The 19,516-nt window shown below is 72.5% G+C and carries 17 protein-coding genes and 2 pseudogenes; 6 read left to right on the forward strand and 13 right to left on the reverse strand.

Features of this window, described 5'->3' with window-relative positions:
- Positions 1-18: 18 nt before the first annotated feature.
- From ABT288_RS06450 to ABT288_RS06460, 3 genes are all read right to left on the reverse strand, one after another.
- Positions 19-1,086, reverse strand: a complete 1,068-nt coding sequence (locus tag ABT288_RS06450; RefSeq protein WP_351603379.1) for an RNA ligase (ATP) — start codon at positions 1,084-1,086, stop codon at positions 19-21.
- Between the two features lie 367 nt (positions 1,087-1,453).
- Complete coding sequence (locus tag ABT288_RS06455) at positions 1,454-2,182, reverse strand: 3-keto-5-aminohexanoate cleavage protein (protein WP_351603380.1); 729 nt, start codon at positions 2,180-2,182, stop codon at positions 1,454-1,456.
- 113 nt (positions 2,183-2,295) lie between these two features.
- Complete coding sequence (locus ABT288_RS06460) at positions 2,296-2,898, reverse strand: hypothetical protein (protein ID WP_351603381.1); 603 nt, start codon at positions 2,896-2,898, stop codon at positions 2,296-2,298.
- Positions 2,899-3,117: 219 nt separating this feature from the next.
- Here ABT288_RS06460 and ABT288_RS06465 point away from each other — a divergent pair, with 219 nt between their 5' ends.
- Positions 3,118-5,904, forward strand: coding sequence for a penicillin acylase family protein (locus tag ABT288_RS06465; RefSeq protein ID WP_351603383.1), 2,787 nt, complete (start codon positions 3,118-3,120; stop codon positions 5,902-5,904).
- Between the two features lie 27 nt (positions 5,905-5,931).
- On the opposite strand, the gene ABT288_RS06470 is transcribed toward ABT288_RS06465, so the two are convergent.
- Positions 5,932-7,230 (reverse strand): serine-threonine protein kinase, encoded by a 1,299-nt coding sequence (locus ABT288_RS06470; RefSeq protein ID WP_351603385.1) that lies wholly within the window; start codon positions 7,228-7,230, stop codon positions 5,932-5,934.
- A 93-nt stretch (positions 7,231-7,323) separates the two neighbouring features.
- A pseudogene (locus ABT288_RS06475) lies at positions 7,324-8,543 on the reverse strand (exo-beta-N-acetylmuramidase NamZ family protein).
- A 104-nt stretch (positions 8,544-8,647) separates the two neighbouring features.
- On the opposite strand from ABT288_RS06475, the gene ABT288_RS06480 reads away from it, so the two are divergent.
- The 3 genes from ABT288_RS06480 to ABT288_RS06490 are packed head-to-tail and all read left to right on the forward strand — an operon-like array spanning position 8,648 to position 11,741.
- Positions 8,648-9,421, forward strand: a complete 774-nt coding sequence (locus tag ABT288_RS06480) for an SDR family oxidoreductase (RefSeq protein WP_351603389.1) — start codon at positions 8,648-8,650, stop codon at positions 9,419-9,421.
- A complete protein-coding gene (locus ABT288_RS06485; RefSeq protein WP_351603391.1) occupies positions 9,418-11,121 on the forward strand; it encodes a class I adenylate-forming enzyme family protein in 1,704 nt (567 codons plus the stop codon). The genes ABT288_RS06480 and ABT288_RS06485 overlap by 4 nt, the downstream gene beginning before the upstream one ends.
- Positions 11,122-11,147: 26 nt before the next feature.
- Entirely contained in the window at positions 11,148-11,741 is a 594-nt protein-coding gene (locus ABT288_RS06490) for a TetR/AcrR family transcriptional regulator (protein ID WP_351603393.1), read from the forward strand.
- 68 nt (positions 11,742-11,809) lie between these two features.
- Here the strand turns inward: ABT288_RS06490 and ABT288_RS06495 are convergent, their stop codons facing one another.
- The 3 genes from ABT288_RS06495 to ABT288_RS06505 form a co-directional block, all read right to left on the reverse strand.
- Positions 11,810-13,033 carry an acyl-CoA dehydrogenase family protein gene (locus ABT288_RS06495; RefSeq protein WP_351603395.1) on the reverse strand — a complete coding sequence of 408 codons (1,224 nt, stop codon included), beginning with the start codon at positions 13,031-13,033 and terminating at the stop codon, positions 11,810-11,812.
- A 6-nt stretch (positions 13,034-13,039) separates the two neighbouring features.
- Positions 13,040-14,062: a phosphotransferase family protein gene (locus tag ABT288_RS06500; protein WP_351603397.1), complete on the reverse strand. Its 1,023-nt coding sequence runs from the start codon at positions 14,060-14,062 to the stop codon at positions 13,040-13,042.
- Between the two features lie 201 nt (positions 14,063-14,263).
- Positions 14,264-14,563: a hypothetical protein gene (locus ABT288_RS06505; protein WP_351603399.1), complete on the reverse strand. Its 300-nt coding sequence runs from the start codon at positions 14,561-14,563 to the stop codon at positions 14,264-14,266.
- A 56-nt stretch (positions 14,564-14,619) separates the two neighbouring features.
- Between ABT288_RS06505 and ABT288_RS06510 the strand changes: the two genes are divergently transcribed.
- Positions 14,620-15,573: an NADP-dependent oxidoreductase gene (locus ABT288_RS06510; RefSeq protein ID WP_351603401.1), complete on the forward strand. Its 954-nt coding sequence runs from the start codon at positions 14,620-14,622 to the stop codon at positions 15,571-15,573.
- Here the strand turns inward: ABT288_RS06510 and ABT288_RS06515 are convergent.
- The 5 genes and pseudogenes from ABT288_RS06515 to ABT288_RS06530 all read right to left on the reverse strand — a co-directional run bounded on the left by ABT288_RS06515 (position 15,570) and on the right by ABT288_RS06530 (position 18,152).
- Positions 15,570-15,893: a DUF202 domain-containing protein gene (locus ABT288_RS06515; RefSeq protein WP_450858397.1), complete on the reverse strand. Its 324-nt coding sequence runs from the start codon at positions 15,891-15,893 to the stop codon at positions 15,570-15,572. The genes ABT288_RS06510 and ABT288_RS06515 overlap by 4 nt on opposite strands.
- The gene (locus tag ABT288_RS06520; protein WP_351603405.1) at positions 15,881-16,273 is read right to left on the reverse strand and encodes a YidH family protein; all 393 of its coding nucleotides are present in this window, start codon (positions 16,271-16,273) and stop codon (positions 15,881-15,883) included. The genes ABT288_RS06515 and ABT288_RS06520 overlap by 13 nt, the downstream gene beginning before the upstream one ends.
- Positions 16,274-16,294: 21 nt before the next feature.
- A complete protein-coding gene (locus tag ABT288_RS06525; protein WP_351603407.1) occupies positions 16,295-16,810 on the reverse strand; it encodes an NUDIX domain-containing protein in 516 nt (171 codons plus the stop codon).
- 223 nt (positions 16,811-17,033) lie between these two features.
- Positions 17,034-17,171: pseudogene (locus ABT288_RS50115) on the reverse strand (DMT family transporter); the annotation flags it as partial.
- Between the two features lie 84 nt (positions 17,172-17,255).
- On the reverse strand, positions 17,256-18,152 hold the full coding sequence (locus ABT288_RS06530; RefSeq protein ID WP_351603409.1) for a DMT family transporter: 897 nt from the start codon (positions 18,150-18,152) through the stop codon (positions 17,256-17,258).
- Positions 18,153-18,482: 330 nt separating this feature from the next.
- Between ABT288_RS06530 and ABT288_RS06535 the strand changes: the two genes are divergently transcribed.
- Complete coding sequence (locus ABT288_RS06535; protein WP_351603411.1) at positions 18,483-19,508, forward strand: hypothetical protein; 1,026 nt, start codon at positions 18,483-18,485, stop codon at positions 19,506-19,508.
- Positions 19,509-19,516: the final 8 nt, after the last annotated feature.

The raw sequence follows: 19,516 nt of genomic DNA on the forward strand, positions 1-19,516 counted from the left end.
AACCGCAGCGCCGCTGCCTCACTCGTACTCGGTGCCGCCCTTACGCGTCAGGTACGCCGGACTGACCGCCTTCGCGATCGCCCGGCCCCCGGTCACCGCGCTGTACCGCTCCACGGCGGGCCGTATCACCACACCCTCCCGCAGATGCAGCCCCCGCCCGGACACCGTCTCGCGCCCGCTCGCGAACTCCCGCACCCGCTCGATGCCGTACGGCCCCGCGTACAGCCGGGGCACCACCGCCAGCTCCCCCTCCAGCAGCTCCGCCGCGTCCAGCCAGCGCACGGCGCCGTCGATCTCCGCCGAGACGTCGAACGCCGCGTACCCCAAGGTGTCCCGCCGCCCGTCGGCGCCGTACGACAGGTCCTGCACCCCCGCGCCGTACACCTCCCCGAAGATGCCGACGCGGCGCGCCCCGAGCCGCTCGGCCAGCCGGGCGGCCACCTCGGCGACCCCATGCCCGCGCACCGCCCGCCAGTACAGGTTGCCCGGATCCTCCTTCAGGGCCAGCGACCTGGCGCCGAAGCCCTTGGAGGAGACGTACACCCGCCCCTCGTCGGCGACATACGTCAGCAGGCAGGCCGAGCCGTGGAGCTTCTCCGTCAGGACTACCGGCTCGCCCGGGGTGAAGATGTCCGGGTAGCGCTGGATGTTCTCGATGTCGACCCACGGCAGCAGGCCGGGAGCGGACTCCACCTCGCCGTTCATGGTCGGCGGGATCGGCGGCACCCACTTGGTGATGCCCAGCCGCTCCGCGAAGTCCGTCCCCTCGGCCGCCGCCCGCGCCAGGTCGACGTCCGCCAGTGCCTTCGGCCGGCACACGATGCCCTGCGACAGCTCGCCGCGCAGCCGCACCGCCTTGACCCGGTTGGCCTCGCCGCCCGCCAGCCGTCCGGTCAGCCCCAGCTCCTCGATCAGATCGGCCGGGAGCACGGACTGCTCGGGGACGTAGACGGCGGCCTCGCCGGTGCGGTACGCCCCCTTGGCGACGACGGCCCGGTACAGGCCGACCTGGGCCAGCTCGAGCGCGTCGGCGTTCGGATGCTCGTGGACGGTCAGCACTTCGGCGGTGACCCGCAGGGTGGACATGGGACTCCCCGTGTTCATCGGTTCGGTTTCATCGGCTCCACTGTCCGGGCCGGAATCCGGTGGAGCGAACGGATTTGCGGCTGGTAGCGTCGGCCCCTTCGGCCGGCCCCGGCGCCGTGCACGGAGTATCGAATGGGGCCCAACTCCCCTGCGACCTCCGGCACTTGCCGACCGACGGTCCTGGCCGGCCGAGCAGGCCTTTGCCGTCGGGGCGTTCGTGCTCGCCTGGTGAGAGGACGTGCTCGCGGCGCCCGAGCCGCCGTACCCGGCCGAGTACGTCTTCGACACGTGCGCCTCGATCCTGCACGCGGCTGCGCGCCCAGGGCGGGCCGGACCTGGCGATCCCAGCCCGGCTCGTCGGCCTGTCCTACGACGACCGCCGCCACGACCCGTACTGGACCAGCCCCTCCGCGACCAGCTGGGCATTGCCTGCCGCCCGTCGGCCGTCCGGCAGGAACAGGGTGTCCTCCAGACCGATCCGGGTGGCGAGGCCCAGCCGTCCGGCCAGCCGCAGCACCGGCCAGGTGCCACCCTCCTCGCCGTGCAGGAGCACCGGCCGGCCGTGGGCCGTGCCCAGCCCGGCCAGCAGGGTCCGCGCCGAGGCCTCGGCGGTCGCCGGGTCGGGGTCGGTCACCTCCGCCAGCACGCGGAGCACCCTCGGCCCGAGCGGCGAGGCCGCGAACCGGGCCGCGCCGTCGGTGCCGGACCAGATGCCCGCCTCGACGCCCACGCCCATGGCGATGAGCTGTCCGGCGACCGCTTCGGCGCCCGGCTCATGCCAGTTGACCGAGGCGAAGTCGGGCAGCACGGACCAGCCGCGCACCCGGGCGAGCCGGGCTTCGGGATCGGGCTCCGCCCAGGCGCCGGTCGTCACCCCGACCGGCACCGGCACCCGCGCCCGGATCGCCTCCAGGGCCGGAGCGAGGACGCGCGGGGAGAGACTGTCGTGTCCGCACGGCGTCTTCGGGTGGACGTGGACCGAGGTGGCCCCGGCCGCCACGGCCTCCGCCGCGCAACGGGCCATCTCCTCGGGGGACATCGGCAGCCCCGCACCCTCGGCAGCCGAACGGCTTCCGTTGAGACACACCTGCATCATGCTGTCGATGGTGCCTGCCACCGCTGACAACGGCCCCCCGGTCCCCGCACCGCAGGGGGGCGCGGCATCCCCCACGCACCCCCCGGACATGCCCCCCGTTGGTACAGCACTGCTCAGGCCGACATCAGCAGCCGCCCCCGCCTCGCGAACTCCAGTGCCTGCGGCGTCAGTACCGGACGCGGCACGAGGATGCCGCAGTCCGTGCAGACCGGGCCGGACGACGGCTCGTGGTCCAGGCCGTACCGCCAGACCAGGCGGTCGGCGCCGCACACCGGGCAGCCCGAGCCCGGCTCGCGCTCCAGGGCGGCGATCAGCCGGCGCAGCACCTCGGCCAGCGGCGCGCCGGGGTGGACCCGCGGATTGTCGCACCAGGCGACCCCGAACCCTCCCCAGGTCAGCCGGTGCCAGTCGTCCACACTGCCGGGCCGGCGCAGCCCGTCGTGCTTCTCCTTCCTGCGCCGCTCGGTGAAGTCGGTCTCATAGGCGAGCCAGACGGACCGGGCCTCCTCCAGCTCCTCCAGTGCGGCCACGAGCCGCGCCGGGTCGGGGGAGCGGTCCTCGGGGCCGAAGCCCGCCCGGGAGCACAGATGGTCCCAGGTCGCCCGATGCCCGTAAGGGGCGAACTTCTCAAGGCACTTGCGCAGTGAGTAGCGCCGCAGTGCCAGATCGCAGCCCGGATCGCGTACCTGTCTCGCCAGACTCCGGAAACCGGCCATCGCCCTGCACCTCCGTCACACCTGCACCTGCACTTCGGTCACTTCGGCGTCGTCGCACGGACGTCGCCGAATAGACGTATCGACAGGCGATTCGGCTCCATCTCTTCGCGTGCTGTCTTCTGCTTCCTGCTTGCGGACTCCGGAAAGTGACGCATGTTCATCTTTAAAGCTGGGGATACCGGCGGTAACGTTCGGCCACCTCTGTCGCTAGGAGCTGCCATGCCACGGCGAACCCCACGTATCACCCTTGACAGACTGAGAACGTCCCGCCGCTTCAACGGGTTCCTGAAGACGGCGTCCATATGCGTTCTCGTCGCCGGACTTCTCTCTCCCCTCACCCAGACCGCGTCCGCCGCCGCGGCCACGGCCTCGAACGACTACTGCGGCGGCCAGTGCTCGGACATCCTTCCGCCCGGCGAGAACGGCAACGCCACGCTCGCCCAGATCCTGCTCAACCAGGCCTTCGGCACCCAGCCCTCGCACGCCGAGGACCAGCTCGGCCCCTACGCGGGCCTGGCCGGCGGCTACAAGGGCCTCACGGACGCCTCGATCAACAACTTCTTCAACGACGCCTCCTTCGGCGTCCCGTCCGACCAGGTCGCCTCCACCGAGCAACCGGGCGGACGCGGTGACGTGACGATCGTCCGGGACAAGAAGTCCGGTGTGCCGCACATCACCGGCACCACCCGCTACGGCACCGAGTACGGCGCCGGGTACGCGGCGGCCGAGGACCGGCTGTGGCTGATGGACGTCTTCCGGCACGTCGGCCGTGGCCGGCTGACCTCCTTCGCCGGCGGCGCGGCCGCCAACCAGGGCCTGGAGCAGCAGTTCTACCGTAACGCCCCCTACACCGAGGCCGACCTGCAGGCGCAGATCGACAACGCCGTGGCGAAGAACGGGGCCCGCGGCCAGCAGGCCCTCGCCGACGTCAAGGCCTATCTCGACGGCGTCAACGCCTACATCGACGCCTCCGACAGCGGCCGTTACTTCCCCGGCGAGTACGACCTGACCGGCCACAAGGACCCGATCACCAACTCCGGCACCATCGACCACTTCAAGGTCACCGACCTGGTGGCGCTGGCCTCCGTGATCGGCTCGCTGTTCGGCGCCGGCGGGGGCGGCGAGGTCAGCAACGCCCTGTCCCTGCTCGCCGCCCAGGCCAAGTACGGCGTCGAGGAGGGCACCAAGGTCTGGGAGTCCTTCCGCGAGCGCAACGACCCCGAGGCCGTGCTGACCGTCCACGACGGCGGGAGCCTCCCCTACGGCGGCAAGCCCGCCGACGCCAAGGGCGAGGCGCTGCCCGACGCCGGCTCGGTCACCCAGGAACCGCTGGTCTACGACCGTACGGGCAGCGCGGCCACGGTGGCCGCCAAGAGCACGTCCGCCACCGCCGCCAAGGCCACACTCGGCTCGGCCAGGCGCGGGATGTCCAACGCCCTCGTCGTGAGCGGCAAGTACACCGCGAGCGGCCACCCGATCGCCGTCTTCGGACCGCAGACCGGCTACTTCGCCCCGCAGCTGCTCATGCTCCAGGAGATCCAGGGCCCGGGCATCAGCGCCCGCGGCGCCTCCTTCGCGGGCCTGAGCATGTACGTCGAACTCGGCCGCGGCCAGGACTACTCCTGGAGCGCGACCACCTCCGGCCAGGACATCATCGACACCTACGCCGTCGAGCTGTGCCAGGACGACTACCACTACCTGTACCACGGCACCTGTACGGCGATGGACAAGGTCGAGCAGAAGAACTCCTGGTCGCCGACCATGGCCGACAGCACGCCGGCGGGGTCGTACACCATGCGGGTGTGGCGGACGAAGTACGGCCCGGTCCAGTACCGGGCGACCGTCGGCGGCAAGAAGGTCGCCTACACCACCCTGCGCTCCTCGTATCTGCACGAGGCCGACTCGATCATCGGCTTCCAGATGCTGAACGACCCCGGCTTCGTCAAGGGCCCGCAGGACTTCCAGAGCGCGGCCCAGCACATCAACTACACCTTCAACTGGTTCTACGCCGACTCCCGGCACACCGCGTACTACAACAGCGGTGACAACCCCGTCCGGGCGGCCGGCGTCGACGCCGAGTTCCCGGTCTGGGCGCAGCCCGCGTACGAGTGGCAGAACTGGGACCCGGCCACCAACACCGCCGACTACACCCCGGCCTCCGCCCACCCCAACTCCGTCGACCAGGACTACTACGTCTCCTGGAACAACAAGCAGGCCAGGGACTACACGACCGCGTCCTGGGGCGACGGTTCGGTGCACCGCGGCAATCTGCTGGACGACCGGGTGAAGAAGCTGGTCGCGGCCGGTGGGGTGACCCGGACCCAACTGGTGCAGGCCATGGCGGACGCGGCCCTCGCCGACCTGCGCGCCGAGGACGTGCTGCCGAAGCTGCTCAAGGTGATCGACTCCTCGGCGGTGACCGACCCCACGGCCGCCGCGGCGGTGAGCAAGCTGCAGGCGTGGGTGGACGCGGGCGCCAGGCGCACGGAGACGTCCGCGGGTTCGAAGACCTACGCCGACGCCGACGCGATCCGCATCCTGGACGCCTGGTGGCCGCTGCTGGTCAAGGCGGAGTTCGAACCGGGCCTCGGCAGCGACCTGTACACGGCCTTCACGAACAACCTGTCGGTCGACGAGGCCCCGTCCGCCGGTCACGGCCCGACCGGCTCGCACGCCGGAAGCTCCTTCCAGTACGGCTGGTGGAGCTATGTCGACAAGGACATCCGGGCGGTGCTCGGGGAGAACGTGCAGGGCGGGCTCGCCGAGAAGTACTGCGGCGGCGGCAGCCTCGGCGCCTGCCGGGACGCCCTGATCAGCACCCTCGACCAGGCGGCCGGGACGACCGCCGCCCAGGTCTACCCGGGCGACAGCCTGTGCTCGGCGGGCGACCAGTGGTGCGCCGACTCGATCGTCCAGCGCACCCTGGGCGGCATCAAGCACGGCAACATCAGCTGGCAGAACCGGCCGACGTTCCAGCAGGTGGTGGAGTACACCTCGCACCGGTGAACCGATCGGGGTGAGGTGGGCGGCGGGTCACGCGATGCGGCCCGCCGCCAGCACCAGCCGTGCCAGTTCGGGGTGCACGATGTCGCTGTGCGCCCCAGCCGGCGGGCCGCCGTGGCAGACGACCGCGGCCGCGTCGACGTTCACGCACCCCGACGCGGGCAGCGGTCCGGCGAGGGCCGCCGCGAGGTCCAGCCGGGCGGTGCCCGGCACCGCCTGCACCCCGTCGTGGCCCAGGGCGCCCCACTCCGGCCCCAGCACGGCCGCGATCTCGCTGCCCGCGCACGAGCGGTCGTCCCCGGCGAGCCGGGAGGCCAGCGGATAGAACGTGCCGAGTGCCGCGTCGAAGTGCGAGTAGCAGCACACCAGCGGGCCGTCGATCCGCCGCTGCCGGTCCTTGAGCGCCCCCGCCTTGCCCGGGTCCTGCGGCAGCCGGTCCGCGAACGCGTAGTGCGAGAAGGCGCCTTGAAGGAGCGTCACGGACTTCACCGTGCCCACCCCGTCCGGCAGCCCGCGCAGCGCGAACGACACCAGCCGCCCGCCGAAGCTGTGCCCGACCAGGTGCACCCGCACCCCGGGCGCCGCCTGCGCCAACTGCCCGATCACCGGCCCGAGTCCGTGCTCGCCGACCGTCCCGCCCCGCCGCTTCATCGTGTAGTACGTCGCCTGTCGCAGCAGCTCCTTGGCGCCCTCCCAGGGGTTCGGGATGCTGAAGTCGGCCGGTGCGCCGGGCGACCGGACGGCGGCCAGCGCCTCGGCGAACGCGGCGCAGGCGGTCGCCGGGTCCTCGGTGAACACCACCGGCTCGCCCTCCTGTCCGGTGTCGGCGACCCCGGACCGCTCCCCGTCCACCAGCAGCCGCACCAGCCGCCCGAACTCGGCCAACCGGCCGTCGCCGTCCGGTCGTTCGTCCAGCATCCGGGCCAGCTGGTCGATCACCGGGGCCCGCCCCGGGAAGACCGCCGACAGGGCACTCCGGGTGTCCTTGTCCAGCGCCGGACCCGGTGCCGGCTGCGCAGCCACGGCCGCCACCGACTTCGGGAAGTCCGGGATCGGCTCGTCGCTGAACCGCATCGACGGCCAGATCACGCCCACGTATCCGAGCCGGGCCCGTGGCGCGAGCGCGGGGACCGGTGCGAAGAAGCGCCGGTACAGCGCGGTCGCGCCCGAGCGGTCGTTGTTCCAGCCGTGCGCGAAGACGATCAGGTCACGGACACCCTGTGCCGTGACCTGCGCCACCAGCTGGTCGCGTTCGGGGCCGTCCACGTCCCCGTCCGCGTCGAAGGTCAGCTCCCAGTAGGGAGTCACGCTCATCCCGGGATCCGCCATGCCAGGCTCCCTCGTCCCGCCGGAAACGGTGCGTCACGATGTGGTGCGCACGCATCGTCCTGCGCGGGCGCGGCGTTGGCCATACACCGTGCCTCACCTGTACAGGAGATATTCCTTCGCACCCGCCGGAACGCGGCCAGCTCCTCCTGCCAGGCGCCGGTCACCTCGTCGGTGGCCGCCCCCGCGTCGATCATCGTGCGTACCCGGGTGGAGCCGGTGAGCTTGTCGATCCAGTTGTCCGGCCGCCACGCGAAGCCGGCCCAGACCTTCCGCACGGTCACCAGCAGCGCGATCCCGGTGCGCACGGGGTCGTAGGCGGCCCGGTCCTGCACATGGATCTGCACCCCGCCGACCGTCCTGCCCTGGAACTTGGAGAAGGTGGGCGCGAAGTACGCCTCCCTGAACCGCACGCCGGGCAGGGCGAGTTCGTTCGCCGCGGCGGCCCAGCGGCCGTCGACGCCCTCGGCGCCGAGCAGCTCGAACGGCCTGGTCGTGCCCCGGCCCTCCGACACGTTGGTGCCCTCGAACATGCAGGTGCCGGAGTAGACGACAGCGGTGTCCGGGGTCGGCATGTTCGGGCTCGGCGGCACCCAGGGCAGCCCCGAGGCGTCGTAGAACTGCGTGCGCCTCCAGCCCGTCATCAGTACGGTGTCCAGCGCGACCGGACTGCTCAGGAACTCCCCGTTGAACAGCCGCGCGAGCTCCGCGACGGTCATCCCGTGCGCCTGCGCGACCGGCTGCCGGCCGACGAACGTGGCGAACTCCTTGTGCAGGACCGGCCCCAGCGCCTCCCGGCCGGTCACCGGGTTGGGCCGGTCGAGGACGACGAACCGCTTGCCCGCGAGCTGCGCGGCCTCCATGCAGTCGTAGAGCGTCCAGATGTAGGTGTAGAAGCGGGCGCCGACGTCCTGGATGTCGAAGACGACCGTGTCGACGCCGGCGGCGGTGAAGATGTCGGCGAGTTGCCGCCCGCTCTTCAGATAGGTGTCGTAGACGGGCAGGCCCGTCGCCGGATCGTCGTACCTGCCCTCGGAGCCGCCCGCCTGAGCGGTGCCCCGGAAGCCGTGCTCGGGACCGAAGACCGCCGTCAGCCGCACGCGGGGGTCCTGGTGCATGACGTCGACGATGTGGGCGGTGTCCCTGGCGATGCCGGTGGGGTTGGTGACGATGCCGACGCGCCGGCCCTTCAGCAGGGAGTAGCCGTCGGCTGCGAGTCTTTCGAACCCGGTGCGCAGCTCCGTACGGTGTGCGGGCGTGGGGGCAAGGGCGGCCATGGGTGCGGATGCGAGCAGGGTGCGTCGGGACAGATGCATGGCTAGAGGTTGGTGCGGTGGCCCTTCCTTCACACATACCGACCGGTTAGTCTGGCCCGGTCAGAGCCGACGCGCGCCGCGCGAAGTCGTGTCGAGGGAGACCGATGGTGGAAGCCGTACAGGATGCGGGAGTGGTCGTCACCGGGGCCGGCGGGGGAATCGGGGCCGCGCTGGCCCGGCGGTTCGCCGTCGAGGGCGCCCGGGTCGTCGTGAACGACCTGGACGGCGAGCGGGCCAAGGCGGTGGCCGGGGAGATCGGCGGGATCGCCGTGCCGGGCGACGCCTCCGCGATCGTCGGCGACGCCCGTGACGCGCTCGGCGGCACCATCGACGTCTACTGCGCGAACGCCGGTGTCGCCTTCGAGGACGGCGGCGAGGGCGGGCCGCTCGACGAGAGGTCCTGGGCGACCGCCTGGGACGTCAACCTCATGGCGCACGTCCGCGCCGCCCACGCGCTGCTGCCGTCCTGGCTGGAGCGGGGAGCCGGGCGGTTCGTGTCCACGGTGTCGGCCGCCGGGCTGCTCACCATGATCGGCGCGCCCTCCTACAGCGTCACCAAGCACGGCGCCTACGCCTTCGCCGAGTGGCTGTCGCTGACGTACCGCCACCGGGGCCTGAAGGTGCACGCGATCTGTCCGCAGGGCGTGCGCACGGACATGCTGGCCGCCACCGGCAGCGCCGGGGACCTGGTGCTGCACCCGACCGCGATCGAACCGGAGGCCGTCGCCGACGCCCTGTTCCGGGGCATCGAGGAGGACCGCTTCCTGATCCTGCCGCACCCCGAGGTGGCCGAGTACTACCAGGCGCGGGCCACCGATCCGGACCGCTGGCTGAGCGGCATGAACCACATCCAGCGCAAGTGGGAGGAGACCAGGTGAGCGCCTCCCGATACGCGGCACGCCCCTGGCTGACCCTGCTCGACGACGCCCAGCGCGGCCCGGTCGACCCCGCCGACTCCCTGGTGCACGCCCTGCGGACCGCCGTCGCCGAGGCGCCCGAGCGCACCTTCCTCGCCTACTTCGACGCCCGGCTGAGCTACCGCGAGGTGGACGAGCTGAGCGACTCCGTCGCCGCCCACCTCGCCGCGCGCGGGCTGGAGCGCGGTGACCGGGTGGCGGTGCTGCTGCAGAACTCCCCGCACTTCGTGCTCGCCGTCCTCGGCGCCTGGAAGGCCGGCGCGACCGTCGTCCCGGTCAACCCGATGTACAAGTCGGCTGAAATGGGCCACATCCTGCGGGACGGCGAGGTCGCCGCGCTGATCTGCTCCGACCGGGCCTGGGAGGGGTACCTGCGCCGGACGGCGGCCGAGGCGCCGCTGCGGATCGTGCTCACCGCAAGCGAGTTGGACTTCCAAACCCGCAACGACGCGCGCGTGCTCGGTTTCGAGCGGCTGCCCCAGGCGCCGGACGCGGACGACCTCGTGGCCGTCGCCCGCCGGGGCGGCAAGGTGCCCGAGGGCCGCGACCCGCGCCCCGACGACATCGCGCTGATCAGCTACACCTCCGGCACCAGTGGCACCCCCAAGGGCGCCACCAACACGCACGGCAACATCATGCACAACGCCGAGCGGCAGCGGACCGGGCTCGCGCTGCCCGAGGCGCCGGTCTACTACGCGCTCGCGCCGCTGTTCCACATCACCGGCATGGTCTGCCAGTTCGGTGCCTGCCTGAACAGCGCCGGCACCCTGGTGCTCGCCTACCGCTTCGAGCCCGGCCTCGTCCTGGAGGCCTTCGCCGAGCACCACCCGCACTACACGGTCGGCCCGTCCACCGCCTACATGGCGCTCGCCGCCCACCCGGACGTCACGCGCGAGCACTTCGCCTCCTTCGTGAACATGTCCTCCGGCGGCGCGCCCGTGCCCCCGGCCCTGGTGGAGAGGTTCCGCGAGCGCTTCGGGCCCTACATCCGCGTCGGCTACGGCCTCACCGAGTGCTCGGGCCCCTGTGCCGCCGTCCCGCCCGGCCTGGAGGCACCCGTGGACCCCGTCTCCGGGACGCTGTCGGTCGGCGTGCCCGGCGCCGACACGCTCGTGCGGATCCTCGACGAGCAGGGCGCGGAGGTGCCCTTCGGGGAGCAGGGCGAGATCGTCGTACGAGGACCCCAGGTGATCCCCGGCTACTGGCGGCGCCCGGACGCCACCGCCGAGTCCTTCCCGGACGGCGAGCTGCGCACCGGCGACATCGGCTTCATGGACGAACAGGGCTGGCTCTACGTCGTCGACCGCAAGAAGGACATGATCAACGCGTCCGGCTTCAAGGTGTGGCCCCGCGAGGTCGAGGACGTGCTGTACACCCACCCGGCGGTGCGCGAGGCGGCCGTCGTCGGCGTCCCCGACGGCTACCGTGGCGAGACCGTGAAGGCGTACATAAGCCTGCGTCCGGGCGCCGTGGCGGCCCCGGATGAACTCGCGGTGTACTGCAAGGAGAGACTGGCCGCCTACAAATACCCCCGGCAGGTGGAGATCCTGCCCGACCTGCCCAAGACGGCAAGTGGGAAGATCCTCCGGCGGGAACTGCGTTCCCGCGTGCAGGGCCTCGCGCAGGACCTCGTGCAGGACCTCGCGCAGGACATTCGGTAAGCATCATGGAAAGGCAGGTGGCGGCAGTGCCCAGGACGACGGACGGAGACGGGACGCCCGTTCCGCAGCGGCTGCTGGCCGCCGCCACCCGGCTCTTCGCCGAGCAGGGCTACGACCGCACTTCCGTGCAGGAGATCGTGGAGGCGGCCGGCGTCACCAAGGGGGCGCTGTACCACTACTTCGGCTCCAAGGACGACCTCCTGCACGAGGTGTACGCGCGCGTGCTGCGCATCCAGCAGGAGCGGCTGAACCACTTCGCCGGGATGGACGCGCCGGTGGAGGAGCGGCTCAGGGCCGCGGCGGCGGACGTGGTCGTCACGACGATCGACAACCTCGACGACGCGATGATCTTCTTCCGGTCCATGCACCACCTCAGCCCGGAGAAGAACAAGCAGGTCCGCGCCGAGCGCCGGCTCTACCACGAACGGTTCCGCGCGCTGATCGAGGAGGGCCAGAAGGCGGGCGTCTTCTCCACGGCGACCCCGGCCGACCTGGTCGTGGACTACCACTTCGGCTCCGTCCACCACCTGTCCACCTGGTACCGCCCGGACGGCCCGCTCACCCCGCAGCAGGTCGCCGACCACCTCGCCGACCTGCTGCTGCGGGCGCTGCGGCCCTAGTCTAGGGCGGAACGAACGGCACGAGTAAGGGGCGGCCGCCCGAGCGGCCGCCCCTTACCTGTGCTCACTTACAGGTACTTCTTCAGCTCCCGCCGGGCCAGCGACCGCTGGTGCACCTCGTCCGGGCCGTCGGCCAGCATCAGGGTGCGGGCGCTCGCGTACAGCTCGGCCAGCGGGAAGTCCTGGCTCACCCCGCCCGCGCCGTGGAGCTGGATCGCGCGGTCCAGGATGCCGACCACCGCACGCGGCGTGGCGATCTTGATGGCCTGGATCTCGGCGTGGGCGCCCTTGTTGCCGACGGTGTCCATCAGCCAGGCCGTCTTCAGCACCAGCAGCCGCAGCTGCTCCACCGTCACCCGCGCGTCGGCGATCCAGTTCTGGACCACACCCTGCTGGGCCAGCGCCTTGCCGAACGCCGTACGGGCGACGGCCCGCCGGCACATCAGCTCGATGGCCCGCTCGGCCATGCCGATCAGCCGCATGCAGTGGTGGATCCGGCCGGGGCCGAGCCGGGCCTGGGCGATGGCGAAGCCGCCGCCCTCCTCGCCGATGAGGTTGGTGACCGGTACGCGCGCGTGGTCGAAGACCACCTCGGCGTGGCCGCCGTGCGAGTGGTCCTCGTAGCCGAAGACCTGCATGGCGCGCTTGACGGTCACGCCGGGCGTGTCGCGCGGGACCAGCACCATGGACTGCTGGCGGCGGATGTCGGCGCCGTCCGGGTCGGTCTTGCCCATCACGATGAAGATCTTGCAGTCCGGGTTCATCGCGCCGGAGATGTACCACTTGCGGCCGGTGATGACGTACTCGTCCGAGCCGTCGGAGGCTCGCTCGATGTGCGTGGTGATGTTGGTGGCGTCCGAGGAGGCCACCTCCGGCTCGGTCATCGCGAACGCCGAGCGGATCTCACCGGCCAGCAGCGGCTCCAGCCACTGCTTCCGCTGCCGCTCGTCGCCGAACTGCGCCAGCACCTCCATGTTCCCGGTGTCGGGCGCGGCGCAGTTGGTCGCGGTGGGCGCCAGCTGCGGGGAGCGGCCGGTGATCTCGGCGAGCGGCGCGTACTGGAGGTTGGTGAGCCCCGCGCCGTACTCGTCGTCGGGCAGGAAGAGGTTCCACAGGCCCTGCCTGCGGGCCTCGGCCTTCAGCTCCTCGACCACGGCCGGGGTGTCCCACGGCGAGGCCAGCGCGGCCCGCTGCTCCTCCGCCACCGCCTCGGCCGGGTAGACGTACTCGTCCATGAAGGTGAGCAGCTTGGCGCGCAGTTCCTCGGTGCGCGCGTCGAACGCGAAGTCCATGAGCGGTCAGCCTTCCTGAAGAGTGGTCAGTCCGTGGCCGATGAAGACGGGCACGAGGTCGCCGATCCGGTCGAAGCCGCGCCCGACCGTCTGGCCCAGCGTGTACCGGTAGTGGATGCCCTCGAGGATCACGGCGAGCTTGAACCAGGCGAACGCCGTGTACCAGGAGACGCCGGAGACGTCCCGCCCCGAGCGCTCGGCGTACCGCTCGATCAGCTCCCGCGGGGACGGGTGTCCCGGGGCCTCGGCGGTGGTGGAGACCGGGGAGTCCGCCATGCCCAGCGGCTGGCTGTACATCACGAGCAGCCCCAGGTCGGTGAGCGGGTCGCCGAGGGTGGACATCTCCCAGTCGAGGATCGCCCTGATCTCGTCGTCGTCCCCGATCAGCACGTTGTCGAGCCGGTAGTCACCGTGTACGACGGCGGGCGCGGGGGAGCGCGGCAGCTCCCGGCCCAGGGCCGCGTGCAGTTCGTCGATGCCGGCCAGTTCGCGGTTGCGGGAGGCGTCCAGCTGCTTGCCCCAGCGGCGCAGCTGGCGGTCCAGGAAGCCCTCGGGGCGGCCGAAGTCCTCGAGGCCCACCGCGGCGGGGTCGACCGCGTGCAGTTCGACCAGCGTGTCCACCAGGGACAGCACCGCGTTCCGGGTGCGCTCGGGGCCCAGCGGGGCGAGCTGCTGCGCCGTGCGGTACGGGGTGCCCTCGACGAACTCCATGACGTAGAACGGCGCCCCGAGCACCTCCTCGTCCTCGCACAGCAGCACCGGACGCGGCACCGGTACCCGGGTCGGGTGCAGGGCGTTGATCACGCGGTGCTCGCGCTTCATGTCGTGCGCGGTGGCCAGGACATGGCCGAGCGGGGGCCGGCGCGCGACCCAGCGGGAGGTGCCGTCGGAGAACGCGTAGGTGAGGTTCGACCGTCCGCCCTCGATCAGCCGGCCGGTGAGGGGGCCGGTCACCAGACCGGGGCGCTCGCGATCGAGGTGGGCGCGCAGCCGGTCCAGGTCGAGTCCGGGCGGGTGGTCGGCGCTCATGCATCACTCCTACGAACGGGTGAACAGGACGCAACCCATGATGCCGACCGGTCGGTATGCCGTCCAGTGGATGTACCCGTCAGGAGGTGAAACGTGACCGGAGCCACGATAGGCCGACGGCTCCCCGGCGCGCTGCCCGGGAAGCCGTTGGCCGCTGTCCCGTGGGTTCCGTCCGCTCTGTCGCGTCGGTTCCGTCCGCGGTCAGTGCTCGTCCCAGTGGCCCTCGTGCTCGGCGTGCCGGTGGCCGCCGTGCAGGTAGTCGATGTGGTCGCCGTGCGCCACCTGGGCGTGTCCGCACTCGTCGTAGTGCAGGTGCTCATGGCCCTCATGGACCGTGTGCCCGGCCGGCTCGCACTCGTCCCAGTGACCCTCGTGCTCGCGGTGCAGATGCCCCTCGTGCGCGTAGTCCAGGTGGTCGCCGTGCGGCACGGCGTTGTGCCCGCAGCCCGGACCGTGGCGGTGCGTGCCGTGTCCGGTGTGTTCCCGGTGCAGGGTGGTCATGGTGCTCACCTTCGTACCGCTTGCGTGCTGTGCGAGTACCCCGGAGGGTCGAGGGCATGAAGGCCATCAGCTACCGCCACTACGGCGGACCGGAGGTGCTGGAGTACGGCGAGGTGCGCGACCCCAAGGTCGGCCCCGACCAGGTCCTGGTCGAGGTCCGTGCCGCGGCCGTCAACCCGGTCGACTGGAAGTGCCGCGAGGGGTACCTCGACGCGGTCCTGGACGCCGTCTTCCCGGTGATCCCCGGCTGGGACGTCAGCGGGGTGGTCGTCCGGCCCGGTGCCGCGGTCACGGAGTTCGCCGCCGGCGACGAGGTCATCGGCTACTGCCGCGAGGACTTCCTCTCCCGCGGCACCTTCGCCGAGTACGTCGCCGCGCCCGTGCGCACCCTGGCCCGCAAACCCCGCAACCTCTCCTTCGAGGAGGCCGCCGGCCTCCCGCTCGCCGGGCTCACCGCCTACCAGGTGCTGGTCAAGGCGCTGGAGGTGGGGCGCGGCGAGACCGTGCTGGTCCACGCGGCGGCCGGCGGGGTCGGCTCCCTCGCCGTCCAGATCGCCGCCCACCTCGGCGCCCGGGTCATCGGTACGGCGAGCGAGCGCAACCACGACTATGTGCGCGGCCTCGGCGGCGAGCCGGTGACCTACGGTGAGGGCCTGGCCGGACGGGTGCGCGCGCTCGCCCCGGAGGGCGTGGACGCGGCCTTCGACACCGTCGGCGGCGACACCCTGAGGACCTCGGCCGACCTGCTCGCCCCGGAAGGCCGGCTGGCGTCGATCACCGACCCGCAGGTGGTGACCCACGGCGGCCGCTACTGCTTCGTCCGCTCGGACGCCGAGGACCTGAGCGCGCTCTCCCGGCTGGCCGAGCAGGGGGTCGTCTCGGTGCACGTCCAGGAGACGTTCCCGCTGGAGCGGGCGGCGGACGCGCACCGGCTGAACCAGGAGGGCCGCACCCGCGGGAAGATCGTGGTCACCGTGGACCGGAACCGCGGGGAAGGCCGGGCGGGTTAGACGACCAGCGCGGCCGCGCACAACGCCAGCGCCACCGCGCACAGCGCCGCCGCCGTCGCGTGCCGGGGAGCGAGCGCGGGCGGGCGGGGACCGGTCGCGAGGGCCCGGATCCGGCGGTGGGCCACCGCCAGAAAGCCGAGGAACAGCACACAGCACAGGGCGCAGACGGTCACTCCGGTGGCCGAGACGCCGCCGTGCAGGGCGGTCCTGACGGCGAGTACGGCGGCCACGGTGGCCGACAGGGTCGTACGGCGCCAGGCCAGCCGGGTGCGTTCCGGCTGCAGCCCCGGGTCGCGCCCGGCCGTGCTCACCCCGCCCATCCGGCGAGCACCACCACGACCATCGCCACGGCCACCACCGCGACGACCAGGCCCAGCAGCGCCGGGAACCGGGACGCGGGCAGGTCCTCACCGCGCCGCATCGCCCGCTCGCAGCGCACCCAGTGGTTCACCGCGCGCAGGGAGCACAGCACCCCGGCGCCGAGCAGCGCGAGCGCGAGCCCTACCCGCCAGGGCCAGCGCAGGTCCGGCAGGAACTGGTCCACCGCGAATCCGCCGCCGATCAGTGCGAGCGCCGTGCGCAGCCAGGCGAGAAACGTGCGCTCGTTGGCCAGCGAGAACCGGTAGTCGGGCGTGCCGCCCTCCGCCCGCACCTGCTCCGGCGCGAACCACAGCCGGATGTTCCGTACGAATTCGCTCACGCGGCCGACCCTACCGGTCGGTCACCGACCCGCCCGAAACGCCCGCAGCCTCTGGTACGCCGCCAGCCCGTCCGGCACCCACTCCCAGTCGCCGAGCCGCCGCTCGACCTCCTCCTCGGGCAGGAAGTCGTGCCACTGGACCTCCTCCGCCTGCGGCCGCACGGGCAGCTCGCAGCGCACCTCGTACACCGCCGACCACCAGCTGTTCCCGGCCCCGTCGTCGTACAGGAACTTGAAGAGATACTCCGGCCGGGGGAGCCCCGTCACGCCCAGCTCCTCCTCCGCCTCGCGCAGCGCGGCCTCGTCGTAGGACTCGCCCGCTCCGACGACGCCGCCGACGAACATGTCGTACAGCGCCGGGAAGACCAGCTTGGTGGCCGTGCGCCGGTGGACGAAGAGCCGGCCGTCCGCGTCCCTGGCCTGGACGAACACGCACCGGTGGCGCAGTCCGCGGGCGTACGCCTCACCGCGGGGACACTGGGCGACGACCCGGTCCTGCTCGTCGACGATGTCGAGGATCTCGTCAGCGGGGTTCATGCGAGCCATCCAAGCAGAGGGCTCCGCGCCGCTGGAGGTTCCGTCGCGCCGCATGGCGTCGCCGAGTGCGGTCCGAGGAGCACGATGCCGGTGACCACCGCCGCGAGCCCGGTCGCCTCCCGGGCCGGTGCGCCGGTGTCCGGTGTGGGGCCGGTTGCCGGGGAAGTCGATGTCGGGTGAGGGGTTCGGTCGCGCCGTGCGCGGTGGGGCCGTGTCGGAGGGGCTAGCGCCGCTGGAGGTCGCGGGCCGAGGGGTGCGGCTCGGTTGCGCCGCATGGCATCGCCGGGTGCAGTCCGAGGAGCACGATGCCCGTGACCACCGCCGCGAGCCCCGTCGCCTCCCAGGCCAGTGCCCCGGTGTCCGGTGTGGGGCCGGTCGCCCGGGGAAGTCGATGTCGGGTGAGGGGTTCGGTCGCGCCGTGCGCGGTGGGGCCGTGTGGGAGGGGCTAGCGCCGCTGGAGGTCGCGGGCCGAGGGGTGCGGCTCGGTTGCGCCGCATGGCATCGCCGGGTGCAGTCCGAGGAGCACGATGCCCGTGACCACCGCCGCGAGCCCCGTCGCCTCCCAGGCCAGTGCCCCGGTGTCGGTGCGCAGCCGGTCGCCGAGGAAGCCGACGCCGCAGAGGATCCCGGCGAGTGGCTCGGCCGCGGTGAGGGCCGGCAGCGACATGCGCAGCGGGGCCGTCTCGAAGGCGCTCTGCACCAGGACCAGACCGGTGACCCCGCAGGCCAGCACGCCGTACGGCTGCCAGCCGGTGAACAGCTCGGTGAAGCCGCCCTCGGAGAAGCGGGTGCCGCTCACCCGGGTCAGCGCGTCCTGCACGCCGTACAGCAGCCCGGCGGCGGTGGCCAGCAACACCGGGCCCCAGCTCAGCCGGGAGCGCTTGCCGTACGTCGTGAGCACCAGGGCCGCGCCGACCATCGCGCCGACGATCAGCCAGTGCCGCAGCGGATCGGAGATGGCGTGGCCGGCCCGCGGCTCGCCCGCCATGATGAACGCGCTCACCCCGCCCGCGAGCAGCAGCAGCCCCGCCCAGCCCTGGCGGCCCAGGGGCTGCCTGGTCTGGTGCCGGGACAGAGCGAGGGCGAACAGCAGGTTCGTCGCGAGCAGCGGTTCGACCAGGGAGATCTCGCCGTTGCCGAGGGCGATCGCGCCGAGCACCATGCCGGCGATCATCAGGCCGAGCCCGCCCAGCCAGCGCGGCACCCGCATCAGGTCGAGCAGCAGCCGGAAGGACAGGAAGTCGCTCAGCGGTGCCTTCTGCGCCGCGTTCTGCTGGAGCACGAACCCGAAGCCCAGACAGCAGGCAGCACTCACGGCGAGAAGGAGAACCAGAACGGACACGCTGCGTACCTCGATCATCCGGCCGGACCACGGGTGCGTAGTGGCCGACTGTAGCGCCCCCGGGACGGCATGGACCCGGAAGTGCGCGGAACAGGGCGGTTGACCCGCCATGCTCCGGGGCCGGCCGGCCCGGCGCCATGGCGTACGCCACAGCGGACCGTCGGGTACCCCCGCCCGGGCCCCGGCCCACCTGCGCGAAGTTCACCAAGTTCCCTATGCGTAACGGTAGTTGAAGCCGGGAACAGCCCCGTTCCGCTTGACGCAAACCTTGGCTGGGGGTTTGCTGTGAGTGATCGGTCGATGGCAGCCCGAGAAACAGGAAGTCCCGCGGTGCCCCCTCTCCCACCCCTGCTCGGCGCTCGCCGGGACCCCACGGACCAGTCCGGCGACACCGCCCCGGACGACTCCGGCGCTGTCGACCGCGGTGTGGACAGCGACTTCGACGGCAGCTTCGACGACTCCTTCGACGACTCCTTCGACGACGCCGAACTGCACACCGCGCGCGCCGCGTTCACCCAGGGCCGGCGCCAGGCCGCCCGCTCCCTGCTCCGGCACACCGGCGACGACTGGGACCGCCGCGGCCACCGCCTCACCGTGCTCGCCGGGGAACCGTACGCCGTGGCCTGGGCCCGCGACTGGCTGCATGCCGAACCCGGCTCCGCCGACGCCGCCGCGCTGTACGCCCTCGCCCTGGTCCGGCGCGCCCTGCGCGGCAAGGAGGACCCCGACCGGGCCCGCGAGGCCTGCGCGACCGCCGCCGCGCACGCCCCCGACGACCCCACCCCCTGGCTCGGCTCACTCCTGCTGGCCCGCACCCTCGGCCCGGAGCGCGAGGTGTTCGCCGCCTTCGCCGAGCTGCGCCGCCGCCACCCCGAGCACCACCACGCCCACCATCTGCTCCTCGCCCGCCTGGCCGAACGGCCCTCCGGCGGCCGGGCCGCCGAGGACCACGAGGTGTACGACCTCGCCGAGCTGGCCGCCGCCGAGGCCCCGGCCGACTCCCCGCTCGCCGTCCTGCCGGTCGTCGCCTACGCCGAGCGCTACCGCGTCCTCGCCGCCACCGGCCTGGCCCCCGCCGACCCCGCCGCCTCCGGGCACTGGTCCGGCCCCCGGGCCCGCCGCATCCTGCGCTCCTGCTTCGACTGGTGGCTGGAGTGGGAACACGACGAACACCCCCGCCGGCACATCGACCTCAACCACCTCGCCTTCGCCCTGTCCTGCGCCGGCCGACCGGCCGAGGCGGCGGCCCTTTTCCGGCGCATCGGCCGGCACACCAGCCGGGCACCCTGGTCCTACGTCCACCGCGACCCCCGCGCGGCCTTCCGGGCGGCCCGCGCCCACGCGCTCGGGCACTGAACGGCGCG

Origin of the sequence: Streptomyces sp. NPDC001093, assembly GCF_040298985.1 — a bacterium.
Lineage (GTDB): Bacteria > Actinomycetota > Actinomycetes > Streptomycetales > Streptomycetaceae > Streptomyces.

Bases quoted from the DNA above. Each gene is read 5' to 3' on its own strand.
- ABT288_RS06465 (WP_351603383.1), top strand. From the start codon at position 3,118: ATGCCACGGCGAACCCCACGTATCACCCTTGACAGACTGAGAACGTCC.
- ABT288_RS06525 (WP_351603407.1), bottom strand. From the start codon at position 16,810: ATGAACCCCGCTGACGAGATCCTCGACATCGTCGACGAGCAGGACCGG.
- ABT288_RS06480 (WP_351603389.1), top strand. From the start codon at position 8,648: ATGGTGGAAGCCGTACAGGATGCGGGAGTGGTCGTCACCGGGGCCGGC.
- ABT288_RS06505 (WP_351603399.1), bottom strand. From the start codon at position 14,563: ATGACCACCCTGCACCGGGAACACACCGGACACGGCACGCACCGCCAC.
- ABT288_RS06510 (WP_351603401.1), top strand. From the start codon at position 14,620: ATGAAGGCCATCAGCTACCGCCACTACGGCGGACCGGAGGTGCTGGAG.
- ABT288_RS06500 (WP_351603397.1), bottom strand. From the start codon at position 14,062: ATGAGCGCCGACCACCCGCCCGGACTCGACCTGGACCGGCTGCGCGCC.
- ABT288_RS06470 (WP_351603385.1), bottom strand. From the start codon at position 7,230: ATGGCGGATCCCGGGATGAGCGTGACTCCCTACTGGGAGCTGACCTTC.
- ABT288_RS06460 (WP_351603381.1), bottom strand. From the start codon at position 2,898: ATGGCCGGTTTCCGGAGTCTGGCGAGACAGGTACGCGATCCGGGCTGC.
- ABT288_RS06455 (WP_351603380.1), bottom strand. From the start codon at position 2,182: ATGATGCAGGTGTGTCTCAACGGAAGCCGTTCGGCTGCCGAGGGTGCG.
- ABT288_RS06515 (WP_450858397.1), bottom strand. From the start codon at position 15,893: ATGGGCGGGGTGAGCACGGCCGGGCGCGACCCGGGGCTGCAGCCGGAA.
- ABT288_RS06495 (WP_351603395.1), bottom strand. From the start codon at position 13,033: ATGGACTTCGCGTTCGACGCGCGCACCGAGGAACTGCGCGCCAAGCTG.
- ABT288_RS06450 (WP_351603379.1), bottom strand. From the start codon at position 1,086: ATGTCCACCCTGCGGGTCACCGCCGAAGTGCTGACCGTCCACGAGCAT.